The organism is Klebsiella sp. CN_Kp100 (genome assembly GCF_040065315.1).
GTDB lineage: Bacteria > Pseudomonadota > Gammaproteobacteria > Enterobacterales > Enterobacteriaceae > Klebsiella > Klebsiella oxytoca.
In genome coordinates this window covers 137,963-160,527 of sequence record NZ_JBEAIJ010000044.1, presented here as the reverse complement: position 1 = coordinate 160,527, position 22,565 = coordinate 137,963, and the positions used below count along the sequence as shown (strand labels likewise).

Genomic DNA, 22,565 nt, shown 5'->3' with positions numbered 1-22,565 from the left:
ACAGGCTTTGGGCAGGGCCGGCGGTTTTTTTATCTGCATCTGCGGCGGGGCAACGGCAAAACGCCGGTGAAACCTGATTTACCCGACAGGGGCGAATATGCGAGGATGAGGCCTCAACCGTTATCATGGGCGCAGTCACCCTGACTCTGCTGCCCGCTATCGCTTCGGATTTTGCATATGGAAATGTATATCGGCCTCGCCGTCCTCGTTGTCGTCCTCGTCTGGGTTATCATGACCTATAACCGCTTTATCTCACTGCGTCGTTTCAAAGACGAGGCCTGGAGCGGCGTCGCTGTGCAGCTTAAGCGCCGCCACGATCTGGCGCCCAATCTACTGAGTCTGGTGAAACGCTACGCACAGCACGAAAAGGAATTGCTGGAAGAGCTGGGCCGCCAGCGTAGCGTACGGGTCGGCAGCACCAAACAGATAGCCGACAGCGAACGCCACTATTCCGCTACGCTGGGACGTATTTTCGCGCTAGGCGAAGCCTGGCCGGAACTCAAAGCCAGCGACAACTTCCTCTCATTACAGCAATCGCTTAATGAAATAGAAGAGCAGCTGCAGATGGCTCGCCGCTACTTCAACGGTACGGTGCGCGATTTGAATATTCTGGTCGAGTCTTTCCCCAGCCTGCTGCTGGCGCGACTATTTAAATTTAAAGCAGAAGCTTTCTTTGAACTGGACTCACCGGAAGAAGCTCAATCTCCACGGATGGAGTGATTAAATGCTCTGTATAACTCTGCGGGTAGTGCGCGCGTTCGTATTGCTGTTGCTGCTGCCTGCCAGCGCAGCATTCTCCGCAAACAACCCGATTATTATTAGAGATGCTTCTCAACTCCCCGCTGGCGCTATCCCGGCGTATGAACATATCCTCTCTTTTGATTCCCGGGCGCGCTTTAGCCCGAACGGCAGCATGGCGATTGAGGAGAATATCAAGGTACTTGCCCTGGGGAAGGAGATTCGGCGAGGGATTTTGCGTACGCTTCCCCTCACGTGGAACCGCCAGGATGGCAAAATCTTCCGTGTTGACTATACGATCGAATCGGTGTCGCGCGATGGCATCTCTGAGCCATTTAGCCTTGATGAGGCAGCAAAAAGCCTGACGGTACGTATCGGCAGCGGCGAAAAGATATTAAAACCAGGGATCTATCACTATCGGATTCGCTATCAAATCAGCAACCATTTCAGCCGATTTCCCCAGTGGGATGAACTGTACTGGAACGTGACGGGCAATGGCTGGGCCTGGCCAATTAGCAAGGCCAGCTTTAGCCTGACGCTACCGGATAGCGCCGCAAATCTCAACGCTGACGCCAAAGATGCCAGGCTGCGCTCAATTGATGTTTATACCGGGATCGCTGGCGCGAAAGAGCACAACGCAACGATTCTGCCCGACGGTAGCGTGCGCACTCTGCGTCCGCTGGCAAAGGGGGAGGGGCTGACGGTTGTTTATACCTGGCCGCGGGAGATACTTGCCCGCGCTCCGGCGCCGGAGGCCGCTTCGCCGCTGGTGCATTTACTTTTCCCCAACCTGAAAACCTGGGTGATATGGCTGCCGCTGCTGTTCATGCTCGTTTATTATCTGCTCTGGTGGCGGAAAAACGTCACCCAGGCCGGGTTGAGAATGCCGCCTGTTGTGCCGCTCTTTTCGCTGCCTGCCTCCATGTCGCCAGGCCACCTGCGTTTTATTACCCGGCGTAAATATGACGATGTGGCTTTTAGCAGCGATTTATTAGCGCTGGTCGCGAAACGCGGGATGACGCTGACGAGCGACAAAAATCCATCCCGCAGCCCGTGGCGATTAAATTCCGGCATCAAACAACGGCTGACCCGCCTCCCCGTTGAGGGAAACAGACGGTTAAACAGAGACGATCTCCAGCTATTAAGCACCCTATTTAAAGGCAAACAGAAAAATATCGATCTCAGTAAGGCTCATCAGCGGTCAGTGCAGAGTGCGCGTAAACGTCAGGAGACGCGTTGTGAAGAACAGCGGGCTAAACTCTTTCGTAAATGGGGGCAACCGCTGCGGCGCTGCATCTACATTGCGCTGCTTGTTCCGGTAGCGTGCGGTCTTTGGGTTAATGCGGAGGCCGCGCTGCTGACGATACCGGCCGCAGTTTTTATGCTGATCGGCGGTTCGCTGCTGGCTTTTTTCTTGCGGTTTCTTTGTCATCCTCGGGAGATGTGGCGCGACTGGGGCCCCGCCCCGGTACTGTTTTGTGCCTCTTTTGGTATTTTAGCGATGCTCGGCGGAAGCAATTTTCTGTTGGGAATGTTGCCCATAACCCAACTTCCCGCCGGATATATTGGCGCGCTGCTGATGGCGTTCGCCCTGTGCGTTTTTGTTGGCTGGAAAACGCCTCGTTATACGCAGCGCGGGTTGGATGAGCTGGCCGTCGCCAAAGGACTGAAGCTGTATCTTGGCACCGCTGAAAAGAACCGCTATCAGATTATTTATCCGCCTGCGCAGATGATCTCCCATTTTGAAGAACTACTGCCCGTAGCGTTGGCGCTTGGCGTGGGGAAAACCTGGGCGAACACCTTTGCCCACTATCTGAGTAGTACTGGCGCTCTGTCGGAAGCGTTTGCCGGTGCCGGCTGGGAAAGCGTGCATCATTTCAGCGAGTCCTGTCGAATCTCCTCTATATCCTCGCCGACCAGCGGTTCAGGGGGCGGTTCATCATCGGGTTCAGGCTATAGCGGTTCCGGCTCTTCCGGTGGTGGTTCATCCGGCGGCGGCTCAGGCGGAGGCGGTGGAGGAGGCTGGTAATTAAGGGAGACGCCCCGATAACCTACTGGAGATCTTATGCTGGCATCGTGCGTTTCCCGGCAGGTCTTACCGGACTGACGGGAAACGCGTATGGCAGCAGTTTTTAAACCGGGCAAGGCCATATCACCAGGGAATGCGATATGATCTGTTCGTCAGAACAGGCGTGGCCCGCGGTCAGTTTTACAGCGGATGCAGCTTATAGCGGCCGCTAAGCAGCGGTTTACACAGTATTTTATAACCATCATGGTCAAATTTTGCCGCCAGGCGCGTGAGCGATGAGGCCTGCGACAGGGATTCTACGGCGCCCAGCCATAGCCAGTTTTGAATAATATGGTACTGCGTCATATCCTCGCTGCGCTCTTCCAGCGCGATCGCCCCGGCCCATGGCCAGCATACCAGCTGCATTTTTTGCATATTTTCCACCAAACGCTGCTGGTGCTCTTCAACGCTCTCCTTCCCGCAGCAGGCTCCTGCGCAGCGGCCCAGCGCCGAACGAAAGCAGGCGCGCCCGCGGTTGAGCGGCTCGAGTCCCATTAATCCATAACAAAGGCGATGCTCGTCGGCAATTTTTTGCAGCGCCTGCAGCGCGGCGCGGCGATTGGCAAAAAGGCCATAGAGATCGCTTTGTTGCGAGAAATCCAGCTCGCTGGCGTAAACCACCTGCGGTCGGGCGTCAGCCAGGCGCAATGAGCACAGCTGCCGGTTTTGCCGCAGACGTTTATTAAACAGAGGCTGCTGTTCCTTAATGAGCTGCGCTTCTAACAGGAGTGCACCGAGCTCGCCCGCCGTCCGTTGCCAGGTGATGCGTCGTGACTGGCGCAGCATAGCCGCTTCGTCGGGGGTGCGCAGATGCGACAACACCCGGCTGCGGATATTAACGCTTTTGCCGATATAGAGCGGCAGGGTATCGCTTTCGCCGTGAAACAGATATACCCCCGGCTGCCTGGGCAGAGCCTCAAGCCACGGACGCAGATGTTCGGGATACTCATAGATTGCCGCCGCTTCAAATTCGAGACGCGGGGCGGATTGCCTTCTTGCCACTATTGCTCCTGGTGCTGTTTATTTATCCAGTATAGCAGGGGAAGAGCGGAGCGAAAAGGACAATAAATCACCCCAACCGGAGTCGGGGCGAGGGAGGGATGGGTTATTTTTTCCAGAAGTCGTCGAAGACGGTGATTGGCGGGCGGCGTTTGTGCTCGGTTTTCAGATACCAGCCTTCGATCGTTTTCGCGACTTTCTCGTCCAGCGTTTTACCTTCCAGATAGTCGTCGATGTTCTCGTAGGTCACGCCCAGCGCCACTTCGTCCGGCAGGGAGGGGCGGTCGTCCTCAAGATCGGCGGTCGGCAGTTTTTTATACAGGTGCTCCGGACACCCCAGATGGGCCAAAAGCTGTTTGCCCTGACGTTTGTTGAGGCGGAAAAGAGGGTTGATGTCCGTGCCGCCGTCGCCGTATTTAGTGAAAAAACCAGTAATAGCCTCCGCCGCATGATCGGTACCAACCACCACGCCGTGGGTCATCCCGGCGATGCTGTACTGCGCTTTCATGCGTTCGCGGGCTTTTTCGTTGCCGCGAACAAAGTCGCTAAGCTCAATGCCGGCTTCGCGCAGCGCCTGTTCACTGGCCAGCACGGCGCCCTTAATATTGACCGTTAATACACGGTCCGGCTGAATAAAAGCGATGGCGTCCTGACAGTCCTGCTCGTCCGCCTGCACGCCGTACGGCAAGCGAACGGCGATAAACTGCAGGCTGTCGTCACCGGTTTCGGCGCGTAGCTCATTGATTGCCTGCTGGCAGAGCTTACCGGCAAGCGTGGAGTCCTGGCCGCCGCTGATGCCGAGGACCAGTGATTTAATAAAAGGGTATTTCTGCAGATAGGACTTCAAAAAGTCTACGCTGCAGCGTATTTCGGCTTCGACATCGATCTGGGGTTTAGCGCCCAGCGCCTGAATAATCTCTTGTTGTAGCGTCATCGCGCCCTCCGGAAAGTGAATCTGTATGGCAATCAGCAGAGGTTTAACCTACCTCTTTGACGGTAAAACGACAAGGATCACAATTTTGAGTGTAGCAAAAGCAGGCAACCTCAACGGAACGGGCTTTATTATTGGAAAGATCTTAATTTCGCTTCATTTCCACCTTCGGCTTGAAAAATAACGATATTTATTCCAGGCTTATTTACACGCCAAAAAAAAGAGGATGGAATATGAACAAGCATTTTGCAGGATTTCTGGGCGCAGCAGCTGTATTAACCATGCTGGCAGGGTGTACGGCCTATGACCGTACTAAAGATCAGTTCACCCAGCCGGTGGTTAAAGACGTTAAAAAAGGCATGACCCGCGCGCAGGTTGCGCAAATTGCTGGTAAACCTTCATCAGAAGTGACGATGATCCACGCACGCGGTACCTGTCAGACATACATCCTGGGTCAACGCGATGGTAAAATTGAAACCTACTTCGTCGCGCTGGATGAAACCGGCCGTGTGATGAATTCTGGTTATCAGACCTGCGCTGAATACGATACCGACCCGCGCAACAGTAAGTAACATCCCGCCATAGTGCTGATTCCTACGAAAGCCCGACCATTGGTCGGGCTTTTTTATGAGTGCTGATGCTTATTTAATTGCGCGAATTATTTGAGGGAAATGTGAGGGCAGTCAAAACGCGAGGTCAATGAGAGACAATTCTGTTCAAGGAGGAATTATCCTGCCGATGAACGATGCCGTATACTCAATGCATAAACAATACTAATTCAAAGAAACATCTCTTACCGCCTCTCCGGCATCAACGATGCGCTCAGGAGACCCGGTCACACAAATTGAGGAAGCGTTCATGGAAAAGAAACATATCTACCTGTTCTGTTCTGCTGGGATGTCTACATCACTGCTGGTCTCGAAAATGCGTGCTCAGGCCGAGAAGTATGAAGTGCCGGTTATTATTGAAGCATTTCCCGAGACTCTGGCCGGTGAAAAAGGACCTGATGCTGATGTCGTATTATTAGGCCCACAGATTTCCTATATGCTGCCGGACATTCAACGTTTACTACCAAATAAACCTGTAGAAGTTATTGATTCCGTGCTGTACGGTAAGATCGATGGTTTAGGTGTTCTGAAAGCGGCCGTTGCGGCCATTAAGAAAGCTGCTGCGCAATAATTTATATTTTAAAACTCGACATATTTCGGATGGCAATGGTTAAAATTTCGTGAGGGTGTGTTTTAACTGTTTGCTGTCCGAAATACCCTGAGTTTATTTTCCCGTCAAAGAGTAATTTCATCTATCATTGCCGCAATAATTACATTGCGGCCTTAAAGGGTATTTATTATGAGTAAAGTGATTGATTCGCTTGAAAAGGTACTCCTTCCGTTTGCGGTCAGAATAGGAAGGCAACCTCACGTCAATGCAATTAAAAACGGCTTTATTAAGTTAATGCCATTGACGTTAGCCGGGGCCATGTTTGTTTTAATTAATAACGTATTTTTGAGCTTTGGCGACGGTTCATTCTTTTATTCAATGGGCATCCGTCTGGATGCCTCGACAATCGAAACACTGAATGGTTTTAAAGCTATCGGCGGCAACGTTTATAACGGTACGCTAGGTATTATGTCGCTGATGGCGCCTTTCTTTATTGGTTCGGCTTTAGCTGAAGAGCGTAAAGTTGACCCAATGGCGGCCGGGTTGCTGGCGGTTGCGGCATTTATGACCGTTACGCCTTATAGCGTCGGGGAAGCCTACGCCGTTGGCGCGAATTGGTTAGGCGGTGCCAACATTATTTCTGGTATCGTAATCGGTCTGGTCGTTGCCGAGATGTTCACCTTTATCGTTCATCGCAACTGGGTGATTACGCTGCCGTCCAGCGTGCCGGCTTCGGTCTCCCGTTCATTCTCAGCGGTTATCCCGGCCTTTATTATCCTGTCTATTATGGGGGTTATCTCTTGGGCGCTGACCCACTGGGGAACGAACTTCCACCAGATCATCATGGACACGATCTCCACGCCGCTGGCCTCAATGGGTGCCGTGGTAGGCTGGGCATACGTTATTTTCACCTCGCTGCTGTGGTTCTTCGGCGTACACGGGTCGCTGGCGCTGTCGGCGCTCGATAGCGGCATTATGACGCCATGGGCGCTGGAAAACATCGCAACCTATCAGCAGTACGGCTCCGTTGAAGCCGCGCTGGCGGCGGGTAAGAGCTTCCATATGTGGGCCAAGCCGATGCTTGATTCCTACATTTTCCTCGGCGGTACCGGCGCGACGCTGGGCTTGATCATCGCCATCTTTATCGCTTCCCGCCGCGAGGATCATCGTCAGGTGGCGAAACTGGCGCTGCCGTCCGGCATCTTCCAGATTAACGAGCCTATCCTGTTCGGTCTGCCGATTATCATGAACCCGGTGATGTTTATTCCGTTCATTCTGATTCAGCCTCTGCTGGCGGCCATCACCATGACGGCGTATACCTTGGGCATCATCCCGCCGATTACCAACATCGCGCCGTGGACTATGCCGACCGGTTTAGGCGCCTTCTTTAACACTAACGGTAGCGTCGCAGCTCTGCTGCTGGCCCTGTTCAACCTTGCTGTATCGACCCTGGTCTACCTGCCGTTTGTGGTTATTTCCAACAAAGCGCAGGGCGTCATTGAGCAGGAAGAGAGCGAAGAAGATATCGCTAACGCACTGAAATTCTAATATCGAGCGGTACGGGAAGTTTCCCGTACCGTCTGGCAAATTAAGGGAGTCATTATGTTTGATCTGGATAACATCGCAGCAGAAGAGACCGCGGTAAACGACCTCGAAGAGGTGGTGATGGGGCTGATTATCAACTCCGGACAAGCGCGTAGTCTGGCTTATGCCGCGCTGAAGCAGGCAAAGCAGGGAGATTTTGCGGCGGCTAAAACCATGATGGAACAGTCGCGCATGGCGCTGAGCGAAGCGCATCTGGTGCAGACCCAGCTGATTGAGAGCGATGAGGGAGAAGGCAAAATGAAGGTGAGCCTGGTGCTGGTGCATGCGCAGGATCATCTGATGACCTCAATGCTGGCACGTGAGCTGGTTGCCGAATTGATTGAGCTGCACGAGAAGGTACAATAGGTCATCGACACGATGAGGCAACCAAAGATGATGACCACTGAAATCAGTACCGCCCGGGAGCAACAACTCTTTAACGGCAAAAACTTTCATGTGGTCATCTATAACAAAACGGAGAGCGTAAGCGGGCTTCACCAGCATGATTATTACGAGTACACCATCGTTTTAACCGGGCGCTATTATCAGGTTATTAATGGCAAGCGGGTGCTGCTGGAGCGCGGGGATTTCGTTTTTATCCCAATGGGGTCGCACCACCAAAGCTTTTATGAATTTGGCGCGACGCGCATTCTGAACGTCGGTATCAGCAAAAGTTTCTTTGAAAAACACTATTTGCCGCTGCTGCCGTTTGGTCTGGTTGCTTCTCAGGTCTATGCCGTTAAAAGTACTTTTCTCAGTTATATTGAGTCGGTTATTGCATCACTGAATTTTCGCGAAACTGAATTTGACGAATTTATCGAGCTGGTCTCCTTTTATACTCTGAATCGGCTCCGGCATTATCGTGAAGAGCCTGCGGAAGACGTCATTCCGCAATGGCTGAAAAATACCGTGGAGGGGATGCACGATAAGCTTAAGTTTGGCGAGGGGGCGCTGGAGAATATGGTTGAACTTTCCGGGAAAACCCAGGAGTACTTAACTCGGGCAACCCAGCGTTATTACGCCAAAACGCCGATGCAGATGATTAACGATATTCGCATCAACTTCGCTAAAAAACAGTTAGAGATAACCAACTACTCGGTGACCGATATTGCCTATGAGTCGGGGTACAGTAGCCCAAGTTTGTTTATTAAAACATTCAAGAAGCTGACTTCTTTTACCCCCAGCAGCTATCGGAAACACCTCACCAGTATTAATTAACCGGGCGCGGAATAATCCGCGCGGTCTAAATATTCAAATTAACTGTCCGTATTTACACGGAGAGCGGGTGTCGCATACGCGTTATCCGCAAGGGAGAAAAAGATGAGCCAGAAATTGAAGGTAGTGACTATCGGCGGCGGTAGCAGCTATACCCCGGAATTACTGGAAGGGTTCCTGAAGCGTTATCATGAACTGCCGATTAGCGAACTGTGGCTGGTCGACGTCGCGGAAGGGCAGGAAAAGCTCGATATTATCCATGCGTTGTGCCAGCGCATGGTGGAAAAAGCCGGCGTGCCGATGAAAGTCTACAAGACCCTCGATCGCCGCGCGGCGCTGGAAGGCGCAGATTTCGTAACGACCCAGCTGCGCGTTGGCCAGCTCAAGGCCCGCGAGAAGGACGAGCGTATCCCGCTGAGCCACGGCTATTTAGGCCAGGAAACCAACGGCGCGGGCGGACTGTTTAAAGGTTTGCGCACTATTCCGGTCATTTTTGACATTGTGAAAGATGTGCAGGAAGTCTGTCCGAATGCCTGGGTCATTAACTTTACCAATCCGGCGGGGATGGTCACCGAAGCGGTTTATCGTCATACCGGCTTCAAGCGTTTTATCGGCGTGTGCAATATTCCGATTGGCATGAAGATGTTTATCACCGACGTTCTGCAGCTGAGCCCGAGCGATGAGCTCAATATCGATCTGTTTGGCCTGAACCATCTGGTATTTGTGCGCGATGTACTGGTTAACGGCGTTTCACGCTTTGACGAGCTGCTGGACGGCGTGGCATCGGGTCGATTGAGCGCTAACTCGGTGAAAAATATTTTTGATTTACCCTTTAGCGAAGGACTGCTTCGTTCGCTGCGCCTGATCCCTTGTTCCTATCTGCTCTACTACTTTAAGCCAAAAGAGATGCTGGCGATTGAAATGGGCGAATACTACAAAGGCGGCGCGCGCGCGCAGGTAGTGCAGAAGGTTGAGAAACAGCTATTTGAGCTGTACAAAGATCCGGATCTGAACGTTAAGCCGAAAGAACTGGAACAGCGCGGTGGGGCGTATTATTCCGACGCGGCCTGTGAAGTGATTAACGCCATTTATAATGACAAGCAGGCCGAGCATTACGTGAACGTGCCGCATCATGGTCACGTTGATAACATCCCGGCAGACTGGGCGGTCGAGATGACCTGTACGCTGGGCCGCGACGGCGCGAAACCAACGCCGCGCATCACGCATTTCGATGAGAAAGTGTTGGGGCTGATTTACACCATTAAAGGTTTTGAAGTTGCGGCCAGCGAAGCGGCTATCAGCGGTAAACTGGACGATGTGCTGCTGGCGCTTAATCTGAGCCCGCTGATCCACTCCGATCGCGATGCTGAAAAGCTGGCGCGGGAGATGATCCTCGCGCACGAGCAGTGGCTGCCAAACTTTGCGGCGACTATCGAAAAACTGAAACAGTAACGGGAGCGGCTAATGGAACGCGTGTTAATCGTCAATGCCGATGATTTTGGCCTCAGCAGGGGGCAAAACTACGGCATTATCGAAGCTTGCAAGAACGGTGTGGTCACCTCCACGACGGCGCTGGTCAACGGCGCGGCGATTAGCCACGCTGCCCAGCTTAGCCGCTGCGTCCCGGAGCTGGCTGTTGGGATGCACTTTGTCCTGACGCTGGGCGAGCCGCTGGCGGCGATGCCGGGGCTAACCCGCGAAGGGCGCTTTGGAAAGTGGATTTGGCAGATGGCGGAAGAGGGCAGCCTGCCGCTGGACGAAATCGCCCACGAACTGGAGCGTCAGTATCAGCGTTTTGTCGAGCTGTTTGGCCATGAACCGACGCATATCGACAGCCATCATCATGTCCATATGATCGCGCAGATCTACCCCATCGTCGCGGCGTTTGCCCGCGAGAAGGGCGTGGCGCTGCGGATCGACCGCCAGCTAGCGACGCTGTCAGGCCTGGCGCAGGATGCCGTGCGCAGTAGTGATGGATTTGCCAGCGAGTTCTACGGGGAAGGGGTTTCGGAAGCGCTGTTTCTGCAAACCCTGGATGCCTCTGTCCAGCGCGAGGAAAAATCGCTGGAGGTGATGTGTCACCCGGCGTTCGTGGATAACACGATAATGGGCAGCGCCTACTGCTATCCGCGACTGACCGAACTGGATGTGCTGACCGCCGGGTCGCTGAAGTATGCGATTGCCGAGCGCGGCTACCGGCTTGGAACCTACCGCGATGTATAAAGGGAAGTGAGAAGCCCGGCATCTCTGCCGGGCTTTTTTTACGCCGGGATCGCGGCGATTTTGGCGCTTCTCGACCACACCCGATGCGCTGCCATCAGGGTGATCAGTTCATCCATTGATTGGCTATCAATGGCATCGGTCTCAACAATGCCTTCTTCGCCCTGAGCGGCAACCTGCAGCGGCGCTTTGCACTGCCGTGCATCGCCTGCCAGCAGAATCGGCTTCAGGTGTTTGTATGCTTCCAGCAGGTAATAGTTGAAATCACCGTTGCTGCTCAGACTTTGCAGATCGCCGCCGGGAACGATGACTGCATCCACGGTCAGCGATGGCGACCCGGCAAAGGTTCCGGCTACCGGCAGCTCGGTGCCATCATCGGCCTGCACTTTCCCCATTCGTGAATAGAGTAATTTGGCATGTACCCCGTGCGCTTTCAGCGACTTGAGCAAAGTCAGCAGCTCTTTGGCAACCGGACGATCGTTAAGCAGTACCGCCACCACCCGGCCTTTTACGTCGCCGCTGGGAATGGCGTACAGGCTTAGCGTCGGATCCTTTTTCAGGCCGTTGACATCTGGCGGCGGCGTAATGCTGCGCTGTTCGTCCGTGAGCTCAATACCCAGGTTTTTACCTACGGCCTGAGCCAGCTGCAGGTCGATATGCGCCAGCTGATCGACCACCCGCTCGCGGATCCACTCTCTGACAACCTTGCTCAGCTCGAAGCTGAATCCGTCGATAATATGCTGCTGCTCAATTGGCGTCTGGCTACGCCAGAATAGCAGGGGTTGAGAGTAATACTCGCCAAAGGAAGGGCTACGCTGGCGAATTTTTTCTCCGTCAATCCGCTCGGCATAAGATTCGAAGCCGCCGCGTTTAGCGGCCGGCGGCGTCTCCCGCGGCCAGTTGTTATTGATGGAGTTAGGTTCATAGTTTGCCGGGTTGGTATCAATATCCATCCGGTGCATGCCGTCGCGCTGGAAATTATGATACGGGCAGGTGGGTTTATTAATCGGAATTTCATGGAAATTCGGCCCGCCGAGGCGGCTAATCTGCGTATCGGTATAGGAGAAGAGTCGGCCCTGCAGCAGCGGGTCGTTGCTGAAGTCTATTCCTGGAACGATATGCCCGGGATGGAAGGCCGCTTGTTCGTTTTCGGCAAAGAAGTTATCCGGGTTGCGATTAAGGACCATCTTACCGACGCGCTGCACCGGAACCAACGCTTCCGGGATGAGCTTGGTGGGATCCAGCAGATCGAAATCAAAAGCAAATTCATCCTCTTCCGGGATCAGCTGTAATCCCAGCTCGTACTCAGGATAATCTCCGGCTTCAATCGATTCCCATAAGTCACGACGATGGAAATCGGGGTCGCGGCCGGTCAGCTTTTGCGACTCATCCCACACCAGAGAGGCCTTACCCGCGACCGGCTTCCAGTGGAAGCGTACGAAGGTCGCTTTACCTTCCGCGTTAATCAGGCGGAAGGTGTGGATGCCAAAACCTTCCATGGTACGGTAGCTGCGGGGTAGCCCGCGGTCCGACATCGCCCACATGACGTTATGCAGCGTTTCAGGCTGCAGCGAGACGTAATCCCAGAAGGTATCGTGCGCGCTTTGCCCCTGCGGGACGGCCCAGTGCGGTTCCGGTTTCACCGCATGGACAAAATCGGGAAACTTGATCGCATCCTGGATAAAAAAGATCGGCGTGTTGTTGCCGACCAGGTCAAAGATGCCCTCGTCGGTATAAAACTTGGTGGCAAAACCGCGGATGTCGCGCACCGTATCGGCGGAGCCAGCGCCGCCCTGAACGGTGGAAAAACGGACGAATACCGGCGTTTTTTTCTGCGGGTCGCAGAGGAAAGCCGCTTTGGTGATGTCGCTTAAATCGCTGTACGCCTGGAAATAGCCGTGCGCAGCGGAGCCGCGGGCATGAACGATGCGCTCGGGAATACGTTCATGGTCAAAATGGGTTATTTTTTCACGCAGGATAAAATCTTCCAGCAGCGTGGGGCCGCGTTGACCCGCGCGCAGCGAGTTCTGGTCGTCAGCGATGCGTAGACCCTGATTGGTCGTAAGCGCAGCATTCTCACCACCTTTACGCTGTTTCTCGAGGGCATCGAGCTTTTCGCTGGTCGTATCCGGGGCCTTCATGCTACCCGGCGCCGTCGGCTCTTCGCCCGGCGCGGTCGGGTGCGGCGTGGGCTGCCAATCCTGATCTTCTGGCGCTAATGCGCCCAGGCCAGGTTTTGCCGCCCGGTCATCATGCACCGGTGATTGATGGGATTTCGGGTTATGGGGTTTATCAGACATTGCACGCTCCTGCTTTCATTACTGAAAATGGTCTTTGCTAAACCAAAACCCTTCTAATTGTAGAACATCATTTCAAGAATATATTTTTATAAGAGTTTTGCTACTAAAGGACCGCAAGCAGGGGGCGACGAAAGCGGGCGTTTTCGGCTATGATAGGGGTTTCTGTTTACCGCCGTATTTAGTGAATTTATTTGTCATGAAACCACTTCGCCAACAAAATCGTCAGGTCATTAGCTACGTGCCTCGAGTGGAGCCTGCGCCGCCGGAACACGCCGTCAAAATGGATGGTTTTCGCGACGTTTGGGTTCTGCGGGGTAAATACGTCGCCTTTGTGCTGATCGACGAACGTTTCCGTCGCTCCCCGCCATTTAACGTGCCGGAAGCGGCGCAGCGCTGGGCGACGCAAATGAGGCAGGAAGGTGAAATCGACGCCTGAATGAGCCGGAACAATAAAAAACCGCTGAAAATTCAGCGGTTATTAGTTTCTGACTACGCGAAGGGCGTATCGACTTAGCGGTGCGCCAGCTCCGCATCGTTATCGCTATCGAGAATAGCTTTATCGGTTTGGCGCAGCCACTGGCTGGTCAGGGTACCGGCGGTCATTGAGCCGCTAACGTTCAGCGCCGTACGGCCCATATCAATCAGCGGTTCAACCGAGATTAACAGCGCCACCAGCGTGACCGGCAGCCCCATCGCCGGTAAGACGATCAGCGCGGCAAACGTCGCGCCTCCGCCCACGCCTGCGACGCCGGCGGAACTGACGGTGACGATGCCAACCAGGGTAGCAATCCACAGCGGATCGAGCGGGTTAATACCGACCGTCGGTGCGACCATCACCGCCAGCATCGCCGGATAGAGTCCCGCACAGCCGTTCTGTCCGATGGTAGCGCCGAACGATGCTGAGAAGCTGGCAATGGATTCCGGCACGCCCAGACGACGGGTTTGCGCTTCCACGTTCAGCGGAATAGACGCCGCGCTGGAGCGGCTGGTGAAGGCGAAGGTCAGAACCGGCCAGACTTTGCGGAAGTATTTCAGCGGGCTCACGCCGTTGACCGCCAGCAGCAGGCCGTGCACCACGAACATGATGCCCAGACCAATATAGGAGGCGATAACGAAGCTGCCGAGCTTGATAATGTCCTGCAGGTTAGAGCCCGCAACCACTTTGGTCATCAGCGCCAGTACGCCGTACGGCGTTAACTGCATGACCAGACGCACCAGCTTCATCACCCAGCTCTGCAGCGTATCGATAGCGGTCAGCACGCGCTGGCCTTTGGCGACATCGTCTTTCAGCAGCTTCAGCGCCGCGACGCCGAGGAATGCAGCGAAGATTACCACGCTGATAATCGACGTCGGGTTCGCGCCGGTCAGATCGGCGAACGGATTTTTCGGCACAAAGGAGAGGATCAGCTGCGGGACGCTCAGGTCGGCGACTTTACCGGCATAATTACTCTGAATGGCGTTGAGGCGGGCGGTTTCCGCGCTGCCCTGGACCAGGCCTTCGGCTGTCAGGCCAAACATGTTAGTCACCAGCACCCCGACCAGCGCCGCAATCAGCGTAGTAAACAGCAGGGTACCGATAGTGAGGAAGCTGATTTTACCCAGCTGCGAAGCGTTATGCAGGCGGGCCACCGCGCTCAGAATCGAGGCGAAAACCAGCGGCATGACGATCATTTGCAGCAGTTGAACGTAGCCGTTACCGACGATATTAAACCACTGGATAGAGTCCTTCAGCACCGGGCTGTCGGAGCCATAGACTAGCTGTAACGCCAGGCCAAAAATAACGCCGATAACCAGACCGACCAGCACTTTTTTAGCGAGGCTCCACTGTTTATGGCGGGTTTGGGCCAGCGCCAACAGTAAAACCGCGAACACAACTACGTTCGCTATTAATGGAAAGTTCATCCCCGTTCTCCTGATATCTTTTATCACCAGGTTGGTCAATAACCAACTCTTATGACGGCAAGGGTAGCAGAAGGCGTAATCCGTTCCTTATATTCAAATGGAATTGATTATAACTATTTGAATAATTCGCTGCTTTATCGTCCAGTCTGGTGACTAATAAAGCGATGAAAGGTAGTTTGCAGTGAATTTATCATCTCAGATGACCAGCGAACGGCGCTGTTTTCGGCAACGTTTTGCGGCATCCACACGGCGTAGATGAACAGCGCCATGCACAGCGCGCGCTCCAGTTGATTACCTTTGCGCGGCGCAAGAATAGGGAAACGAAAGCGCCAGCGGCAGGGCCAGAGCAGCGGAACCCCGGCAGGGGTAAGCATGTCGGCAAGAATATGGCTGAGGTAGCCCAGCACCAGGCCCTGAACCGCATCCGCCGGGACGATCCAGCTATCCGGAACCTTCAACGAGAAAATCGCCACCGCGCCAAAGACCACCAGCAGGCTATGGGTGAAGCCGCGATGGCCGAAGGCGCGGGCAATCGGTTTTGATATCCAGCTTAATCGTTGCCCGAGAAACGACTTGGGGTGATCGATATCCGGCAGCAGACAGGTCAGGATGGCGGACGGAACGATATGCCACCAGTCACCCTGGGCCAGCACGGGGGTTAATTCCGCATTTTTCGCAAATACCGCACAGGCAATAGAAAAGAGGAGGTGGCCTTCCGCCGTCATGATAAACACCCTAAACTGTCAATTCATACAGTATAGGGTTTTTATACAGTGTGCGGAAGAGGTGACGGTGTAACTCTTTGTCACAAGACCATCAGCGTGCCAGCCAGCCGCCGTCCACCGCCAGGGTATAGCCGTTAATGTAATCCGCCGCCTGGGAAGCAAGAAAGACCACCGGTCCCTGCAGGTCTTCCGGAACACCCCAGCGTGCGGCCGGGATACGGTCGAGGATCTCTTTGCTGCGTTCGGCATCGTCGCGCAGCTGCTGGGTATTATTGGTAGCCATATAGCCCGGCGCGATGGCGTTAACGTTAATACGATGTTCCGCCCATTCGTTGGCCATCAGGCGGGTAATGCCCAGCACGCCGCTTTTGGAGGCGGTGTATGACGGGACCCGAATACCGCCCTGAAATGAGAGCATTGAGGCGATATTAATAATTTTTCCGCCGTCGCCCTGCGCGATGAACTGTCTGGCGACCGCCTGAGACAGAAAGAAAACGGATTTCAGATTCAGGTTAAGCACGTCGTCCCAGTCCTTTTCGCTAAAGGTTAGCGCATCGGCGCGGCGTATGGTTCCGGCATTATTCACCAGAATGTCAACCCGGCCCATGGCGGCCACGGCCTGAGTAACAATGGCTGCGATCTGATCCTGACGGCTCAGATCGGCCTGAATAGCGGTAAAGCGTCGGCCCAGCGCCTGAACCTTCTCTGCGGTTTCGTGGGGGATCCGGCGATTCACGCCGACGATATCGCACCCGGCCTGCGCAAGGCCGAGCGTCATTCCCTGGCCCAGTCCGGTATCACAACCCGTCACGATAGCGACCTTGCCCGTAAGGTCAAAGGCGTTCAGTACCATATGCACCTCTGTATGCTGATTTTATGCGTCAAATAACGCCGTTGGGACAAGCATAGAGGGCGGGAGAAGAAAAGACAAATAAAAATGAAACAGTGTTTTAATTTTGTGATAGTGGGGCGATACCGCAACCCCATCATCAGCGATGCCTTTAGCCGAGCAGGTCGCTCAGGGTCAAAGCTTCAAGGGTGGCAAGCTTGACGTCGGCCAGCACGAAGCGCGGGTCATGGCTATTTTCCGCTTCCGGTACGACGACAGAGCGCATCCGCGCCGCTTTGCTGGCAATCATCCCGTTGACCGAGTCTTCCAGCGCCACGCAGTTCATCGGGCTGACGCCGAGACTGGCGGCGCAGTTCAGATAGACCTGCGGGTGCGGTTTGCTGTAGGGCAGCATTTCGGCGGAAGCGAGGGCGTCAAACTGGTCGCGTAGTTCAAACATGGCGAGGACTTTTTCCAGCATTCGCAGCGGCGATGCCGACGCCAGGCCAATTTTCAGTCCCTGTGCTTTACACATCGCCACCGCTTCCCGCGCCCCCGGCAGCAGCGGACGCGCCTCTTCCACCAGTTGGATAGCGCGATTGATGATCCGCGTGGTGACCTCCGCGCGGTCCGGGCCCTGCCACGGCTGTTGGGCAAACCACAGGTCGACGACTAAATCGATGCGCAGCCCGAGAATATCCGGCATTTCATTGCGGCGACGAATATCCACCCCAAGGCTGGCCATTACCTCCAGCTCTGCTTTGTCCCATAGCGGCTCGGAGTCAATCAGTAATCCATCCATATCAAAAATCGCGGCGTGAATCTGGCGCCTGGCTGACATAAGTCCCTCTCCTGTAGCGTAAGTAGATAACGAATCGGCACTCATGGTATATCATACCGCGCATTATTGGGCGAAATTCGCCGACGAAGGTAGACTAAGAGTGGATAGGCGTCTTAACAAGGGGAATCCATGACGTATCAACAAGCTGGACGCATTGCAGTACTTAAACGAATTCTGGGATGGGTGGTATTTATCCCGGCGGTTATCTCAACGCTGATCTCCGTGCTGAAGTTTATGTACGAGCACAGCGAGAAAAAACCGGGCATCGACGCGGTGATGATGGACTTTGCTCATGTGATGATCGAGATGATGCGCTTTAACACGCCGTTCCTCAATTTCTTCTGGTACAACTCGCCGCTGCCGGATTTTAAGCACGGCATGAATATCGGTTTCTGGATCATCTATATTCTGGTGTTCGTTGGCATGGCGCTACAGGCTTCCGGGGCGCGGATGGGGCGCCAGGCGAAGTTTCTGCGCGAAGGCGTTGAGGATCAGCTGATTCTGGAACAGGCTAAAGGAACGGAAGGGCTGACGCGCGAACAAATTTCCGCACGGGTTGTGGTGCCGCGCCACACCATCCTTGTGCAGTACTTTCCGCTGTACGTCCTGCCGGTAATTATTATTGTGCTGGGCTACTTCTTCTTTTCTTTACTCGGTTTTCTGTAAACAATCGGCCCGGATGCCCCCCGGGCCGGCTGAATCACAGAGTCGGCAGTGCGCGCGGTTTTCCCTGATTATCCACCGCGACGTAGATAAACAGCGCTTCGGTGGCTTTGTAGCGCTGGCCGATGGGCTCAGACGACACTTTCTTAACCCACACTTCCATATTGATAGTTATCGACGTATTGCCGCGCTTCACGCAGTTGGCGTAGCAGCACACGACGTCGCCGACCGCCACCGGGCGCAAAAAGGTCATGCCGTCGACGCGCACGGTCACGACGCGACCGTGGGCAATTTCTTTGGCCATAATGGCCCCGCCAATATCCATTTGCGACATCAGCCAGCCGCCGAAAATATCGCCGTTTGCGTTGGTGTCCGCCGGCATCGCCAGGGTGCGTAAAACCAATTCGCCCTTCGGCGCAAGATCTGTTGTTGTCATTCTCTACTCTGTACTGGTCAAAGACGATCAGGCGGATGCTACTATGAAAATGAGGTTGAGAGAATAGGGGAATACGCCCGCTATAGCGGGCGTGAGGGGGGTTAGAAAGAGAGCGTGACGCCAGCGTAATAGGCGCGACCCGGTTCGTTATAGGTCGAAGCGCCTTCGTTTTCCCGATAAATTTGCTTATCGAAGAGGTTACTAATCCCGGCATTCAGCCGCAGGTCTTTGGTTAGCTGATAGTTGCCGCCGACGCCGACGACAGAATACGCGCCGACTTCGTTGGTGGCCAGCACCCCGTTTTCGTTACGAATTTCCGCGTATTCGCGCGGTTTCTGTCGACCGTACAGGGTCCAGTTGACGTTAGCCGAGAACTTGCTGGTCACCTGCCAGTCGAGCAGGGTATTGATGGTGTATTTCGGAATAACGGACAGCGGGTTGCCGGTATCTTTGTTTTCCGATTTGATCATATAAGTGGCGTTGGTGCGCCAGCTGAGCGTATCGGCAATGAGCGGAACCAGCAGCGTGCCTTCAAGGCCTTCGACGACCGCTTTCCCGCCGTTCTCCCACTGCAGGATATTCGCTCCGCTGGCGGTATTACCCAGCACCTCGGTGCCGGAGACGATCTTGTTTTTGTAGTCGTTGCGGAACCAGGTGATGCCCGCGTTATAACCGTTGAGGTTAAACTCAAGGCCGAGCTCTTTGTTGACGCTGATTTCCGGGTCAAGATCCGGGTTTCCCAAAAGATAACAACTAGTATTCCCGGCGATGTTGATTGGGCAGCCGTTACCGCGTGTAGAGAGCAGGTAGCCTTCGCTCGACTGATACAGGTTCGGCGCCTTAAACACGCGGGCAATGCCCGCCTTAACCTTAAACATATCGCCCAGATCCTGCGACAGGTTCAGGCTCGGGCTCCAGTTGCTGCCGAAGTCGTTATGATAGTCGAAACGCAGGCCGGGGATAATATTGGTTCCCGGCGTCGCTTCGATATTGTCTTCCAGATAAATACCGGTCAGCGTGGCGCTGTTTTTAGGGCTGCGTTGCGAAGGATCGCCGGACATCCCCGGCAGCGTTTCCGTCGTCGTAGTGGCCTGCATCGAAGCCGGATCGTTCAGTTCATCGCGGTTCCACTCCATCCCCACAGTCAGGGTCTGTTCTGCGAGCCAGTTAAAGGGAAGATTCACTTCAGCGGTTGAGCGCCAAGACTCCAGGCGGCTGGTGTCGTAGACATCGCTATTGATCATCCCTTCTACGCGACCGGTGGTGCCCTCCTGCAGACGGGTATTGTTGGTTTTTTCGTAGTAGACGCCCGCTTTCGACTGGCCCCAGTCCCAGATCCCATTGTAGGTCAGGCCCCAGGTCTGCCGGTATAGCCGGTTGGTTTCCTGACCGTACAGCGTATCCACCAGGCCATTTGGGCTCATATTGCTGTTGCTGTATTGCGTATCGCCGGCATAGATATTGCCCTGACGGCTGTAGGCGTAGCTGAAGTCGAGGATCTGCTGCGGGGTGACTTTCCACGACAGCAGGGCGTTAATATCTTTGTTGCGCACGCCTTCGCGGCCCGCCGCATAAGAGCCATTTTGCGCGCGGTTAATATCCCAGGCATCGGGTTCCGTTTTGTTAATGTTGCCGTACAAACGCATGGTCAGGGCATCCCCGGCCAGCGGTCCGTTGAGGCTGAAGTTAGCCCGGTTAGTGGCGCCTTCTTTGTTATTTTCCGGCTGATTGGTATAGAGCGAGAGCGATCCGTGCCAGTCGTTGGTGGGGCGTTTGGTGATAATATTGACGACCCCACCCGCAGCGCCAGAGCCGTAGCGCGCAGCGGCGGGTCCGCGCAGAACTTCAATGCGTTCCACCATTTCCGGCGGTACCCAATTGCTGTCGCCTCGGGTATCACGCTCGCCGCGCCAGCTATAGCGTACGGAGTTGCGGGAAGTGACGGGCACGCCGTCAATAAGAATCAACGTGTTTTCCGGCCCCATCCCGCGAATGTCGATCTGCCGGTTGTTGCCGCGGCTGCCGCTGGCGCTGTTGCCGGTCAGGTTTACGCCGGGCATTTTACGGATGATTTCTGACAGATCGTTAACCGGAGGGTCCTTAGCAATATCTTCAGCGGTAATGATCGAGACGCCCGGCTGCTGCTTCAGCGCCTCTTCGGCGGTTCCGTGAACCACCATGGTCTCCGTATCCTGTTCCACCTCTTCGGCGAAGACCCCTGGGCTGAGTAAGCCTGCAATGGCCAGGGCCAGGGGCGTTGCTATGTGATTTTTCTGCGTTCTCATTATAAATATCCATATCAAATCATGAAAAATTGAGATCGAGAATATCAATGATAATTATTATCATTTCAATAAAGTGAAGATAATCTCCATCAAATCCTCACAATTGCCGCAACTTTCCGGTATGTGACAGACATCATGGAGAAACCGGCGGGGCTTACCCTCACCGGCTTCCAGGTGCGATTGTCAGGAGGCGGGCGTCTCTTTGTCGGCCTTTTGTCGGCTTTTTTGAGACTGGTACCACTCCGGGAATTCTGACAGCCTGATGCCAGTTGGCACATCGCTCTGTTTTCGGCAGGCTATACGCTGCGAACGATAAATACCGCTATAGCCTGAGACCAGCCAGGCCACCACGCAGGCCAGCGCGGCGTAAATACCGATTTCAGAACCAAACAGCTCAATCGCCATCAGCGTTGAGGCAACAGGCGTATTCGCCGCCCCGGCAAAGACGGCGACAAAACCTATTCCGGCCAGAAAGCCGAGCGGCATATGCAGCAGCGGCGCCAGCGCATTGCCCAGCGTCGCACCGACATAAAACAGCGGAGTGACTTCACCACCTTTAAATCCGCTACCTAAAGAGACGGCGGTGAAGAGCAGTTTGCCTAAGCTATCCCACGGTGCCAGCGGTTGCTGGAAAGCGTCCACTATCACCGATATGCCCAAGCCAATATAGCGCTCTCCGTGCAGCAGCCAGACCGCGCAGGCAATCGCCAGTCCGCCAATAAACGGCCGCAGCGGCGCGTAGTGAATCCGTTTTTTCATCAACGCGCCGATTGCCTGCGTGCTGTCGGCAAAAATGCGCGCCGCGAGGCCAAAGCAGCAGCCGGCGATAATGATTGCCAGCAGCGTCCAGAGCGTTAGCGTGGGAAAGCTGGCAATAAAGTAGTGCGTATGCTGCACGCCCCACATGATGCCGACTCGATCGGCAATAATTGCGGCAAACAGGCAAGGAAGAATGGCGTTGTAGTTTATCCGTCCGATAGCCAGAACTTCGAGCCCGAAGAGCGCTCCGGCGAGCGGGGTACCGAAAACCGAAGAGAAACCGGCGCTGATCCCGGCCATCAGCACCATTGACCGTGCATCGTGGTTAAGACGGAAAATGGCCGTGAAGCGATCGGCGATCGAGGCCCCCATCTGTACCGCCGTGCCTTCACGCCCGACGGAGGCGCCAAACAGATGAGAAACAACGGTGCCGAAAAATACCAGCGGCGCCATCCGTAGGGGAATGATGCATTTAGGGTCATGGATCTCTTCCAGAATCAGGTTGTTGCCTGCCTCCACGCAGGTACCGTAGCGCAGATAGATCCAGCCGACGGCAAATCCGGCAAACGGCAGGAGCCAGATAAGCCAGCGGTGAGCTTCCCGCGTTGCCGTAGCCCACTCCAGTGAGAAAAGAAAAAATGCCGAGGCCGTGCCCGCCAGCACCGCAATGATAAAAGCGAGGAGCAGCCATTTCCCGAGGAATAAAAGCAAAGAGAGTGATGAAAAGCGGTATGCGCGCATCGTCGGATCCTTAGAAGATGAATCTTCCCGGACGCGGTGCCAGCCATTCAGATAGGCCTGCCCATTCCCGGTCCGGGAATAAAAAGCAGGCATCATTAGCCACATGGCGGTTCAAGGAGGAATGCCATCTCCTGTGAGAAATATCTTACATTACGAATCGATTCAGCTGAA

The 22,565-nt window shown here is 54.6% G+C and carries 21 protein-coding genes and 1 riboswitch; of the genes, 11 read left to right on the top strand and 10 right to left on the bottom strand.

Translation table 11 applies throughout. The features are described from left to right. The first annotated feature begins 177 nt into the window (after positions 1–177). Both ABLV12_RS20410 and ABLV12_RS20405 read left to right on the top strand, forming a co-directional pair. Complete coding sequence (locus ABLV12_RS20410; RefSeq protein ID WP_023329575.1) at positions 178–720, top strand: LemA family protein; 543 nt, start codon at positions 178–180, stop codon at positions 718–720. A 4-nt stretch (positions 721–724) separates the two neighbouring features. Then, entirely contained in the window at positions 725–2,767 is a 2,043-nt protein-coding gene (locus ABLV12_RS20405; protein ID WP_224239637.1) for a DUF2207 domain-containing protein, read from the top strand. 180 nt (positions 2,768–2,947) lie between these two features. Here ABLV12_RS20405 and cho read toward each other — a convergent pair whose 3' ends face one another. Both cho and nadE read right to left on the bottom strand, forming a co-directional pair. Next, positions 2,948–3,808, bottom strand: coding sequence for an excinuclease Cho (gene cho / locus ABLV12_RS20400; RefSeq protein ID WP_032728115.1), 861 nt, complete (start codon positions 3,806–3,808; stop codon positions 2,948–2,950). A 103-nt stretch (positions 3,809–3,911) separates the two neighbouring features. Beyond that, entirely contained in the window at positions 3,912–4,739 is an 828-nt protein-coding gene (nadE, locus tag ABLV12_RS20395) for an ammonia-dependent NAD(+) synthetase (RefSeq protein ID WP_004112373.1), read from the bottom strand. Positions 4,740–4,969: 230 nt separating this feature from the next. Between nadE and osmE the strand changes: the two genes are divergently transcribed. From osmE to chbG, 7 genes are all read left to right on the top strand, one after another. Beyond that, positions 4,970–5,308 carry an osmotically-inducible lipoprotein OsmE gene (osmE, locus tag ABLV12_RS20390; protein ID WP_004101339.1) on the top strand — a complete coding sequence of 113 codons (339 nt, stop codon included), beginning with the start codon at positions 4,970–4,972 and terminating at the stop codon, positions 5,306–5,308. 286 nt (positions 5,309–5,594) lie between these two features. Continuing rightward, positions 5,595–5,915, top strand: a complete 321-nt coding sequence (gene chbB, locus ABLV12_RS20385) for a PTS N,N'-diacetylchitobiose transporter subunit IIB (protein ID WP_004101340.1) — start codon at positions 5,595–5,597, stop codon at positions 5,913–5,915. Between the two features lie 168 nt (positions 5,916–6,083). Next, a complete protein-coding gene (gene chbC / locus ABLV12_RS20380) occupies positions 6,084–7,442 on the top strand; it encodes a PTS N,N'-diacetylchitobiose transporter subunit IIC (RefSeq protein ID WP_064398406.1) in 1,359 nt (452 codons plus the stop codon). Positions 7,443–7,496: 54 nt separating this feature from the next. After that, positions 7,497–7,844: a PTS N,N'-diacetylchitobiose transporter subunit IIA gene (gene chbA / locus ABLV12_RS20375; protein WP_004101342.1), complete on the top strand. Its 348-nt coding sequence runs from the start codon at positions 7,497–7,499 to the stop codon at positions 7,842–7,844. Positions 7,845–7,856: 12 nt separating this feature from the next. Further along, on the top strand, positions 7,857–8,696 hold the full coding sequence (gene chbR / locus ABLV12_RS20370; protein WP_071530309.1) for a transcriptional regulator ChbR: 840 nt from the start codon (positions 7,857–7,859) through the stop codon (positions 8,694–8,696). A 102-nt stretch (positions 8,697–8,798) separates the two neighbouring features. Next, positions 8,799–10,145 carry a 6-phospho-beta-glucosidase gene (locus tag ABLV12_RS20365; protein ID WP_004101344.1) on the top strand — a complete coding sequence of 449 codons (1,347 nt, stop codon included), beginning with the start codon at positions 8,799–8,801 and terminating at the stop codon, positions 10,143–10,145. Positions 10,146–10,157: 12 nt separating this feature from the next. Next, positions 10,158–10,916 carry a chitin disaccharide deacetylase gene (chbG, locus tag ABLV12_RS20360; RefSeq protein WP_064372501.1) on the top strand — a complete coding sequence of 253 codons (759 nt, stop codon included), beginning with the start codon at positions 10,158–10,160 and terminating at the stop codon, positions 10,914–10,916. A 38-nt stretch (positions 10,917–10,954) separates the two neighbouring features. On the opposite strand, the gene katE is transcribed toward chbG, so the two are convergent. Beyond that, a complete protein-coding gene (gene katE, locus ABLV12_RS20355) occupies positions 10,955–13,213 on the bottom strand; it encodes a catalase HPII (RefSeq protein WP_016808509.1) in 2,259 nt (752 codons plus the stop codon). 196 nt (positions 13,214–13,409) lie between these two features. On the opposite strand from katE, the gene cedA reads away from it, so the two are divergent. Next, positions 13,410–13,649 carry a cell division activator CedA gene (gene cedA, locus ABLV12_RS20350; RefSeq protein WP_024274048.1) on the top strand — a complete coding sequence of 80 codons (240 nt, stop codon included), beginning with the start codon at positions 13,410–13,412 and terminating at the stop codon, positions 13,647–13,649. Between the two features lie 74 nt (positions 13,650–13,723). On the opposite strand, the gene ABLV12_RS20345 is transcribed toward cedA, so the two are convergent. The 4 genes from ABLV12_RS20345 to hxpB all read right to left on the bottom strand — a co-directional run bounded on the left by ABLV12_RS20345 (position 13,724) and on the right by hxpB (position 17,510). Next, positions 13,724–15,115, bottom strand: coding sequence for an L-cystine transporter (locus tag ABLV12_RS20345; RefSeq protein WP_348867296.1), 1,392 nt, complete (start codon positions 15,113–15,115; stop codon positions 13,724–13,726). Between the two features lie 134 nt (positions 15,116–15,249). Beyond that, positions 15,250–15,840 (bottom strand): metal-dependent hydrolase, encoded by a 591-nt coding sequence (locus tag ABLV12_RS20340; RefSeq protein ID WP_004101351.1) that lies wholly within the window; start codon positions 15,838–15,840, stop codon positions 15,250–15,252. A 91-nt stretch (positions 15,841–15,931) separates the two neighbouring features. Beyond that, on the bottom strand, positions 15,932–16,693 hold the full coding sequence (gene kduD, locus ABLV12_RS20335) for a 2-dehydro-3-deoxy-D-gluconate 5-dehydrogenase KduD (RefSeq protein WP_004112387.1): 762 nt from the start codon (positions 16,691–16,693) through the stop codon (positions 15,932–15,934). 148 nt (positions 16,694–16,841) lie between these two features. Beyond that, on the bottom strand, positions 16,842–17,510 hold the full coding sequence (hxpB, locus tag ABLV12_RS20330; protein ID WP_049593231.1) for a hexitol phosphatase HxpB: 669 nt from the start codon (positions 17,508–17,510) through the stop codon (positions 16,842–16,844). A gap of 129 nt (positions 17,511–17,639) precedes the next feature. Here hxpB and ABLV12_RS20325 point away from each other — a divergent pair, with 129 nt between their 5' ends. Then, positions 17,640–18,176, top strand: coding sequence for a YniB family protein (locus ABLV12_RS20325; RefSeq protein ID WP_004112393.1), 537 nt, complete (start codon positions 17,640–17,642; stop codon positions 18,174–18,176). 34 nt (positions 18,177–18,210) lie between these two features. On the opposite strand, the gene yciA is transcribed toward ABLV12_RS20325, so the two are convergent. The 3 genes from yciA to ABLV12_RS20310 all read right to left on the bottom strand — a co-directional run bounded on the left by yciA (position 18,211) and on the right by ABLV12_RS20310 (position 22,394). Continuing rightward, entirely contained in the window at positions 18,211–18,609 is a 399-nt protein-coding gene (gene yciA / locus ABLV12_RS20320; protein WP_004101357.1) for an acyl-CoA thioester hydrolase YciA, read from the bottom strand. 101 nt (positions 18,610–18,710) lie between these two features. After that, complete coding sequence (locus tag ABLV12_RS20315) at positions 18,711–20,894, bottom strand: TonB-dependent siderophore receptor (RefSeq protein WP_032734309.1); 2,184 nt, start codon at positions 20,892–20,894, stop codon at positions 18,711–18,713. Between the two features lie 183 nt (positions 20,895–21,077). Next, positions 21,078–22,394 (bottom strand): voltage-gated chloride channel family protein, encoded by a 1,317-nt coding sequence (locus ABLV12_RS20310; RefSeq protein ID WP_024274049.1) that lies wholly within the window; start codon positions 22,392–22,394, stop codon positions 21,078–21,080. A gap of 79 nt (positions 22,395–22,473) precedes the next feature. Continuing rightward, positions 22,474–22,535: riboswitch (Fluoride riboswitch) on the bottom strand. Positions 22,536–22,565 lie beyond the last annotated feature (30 nt).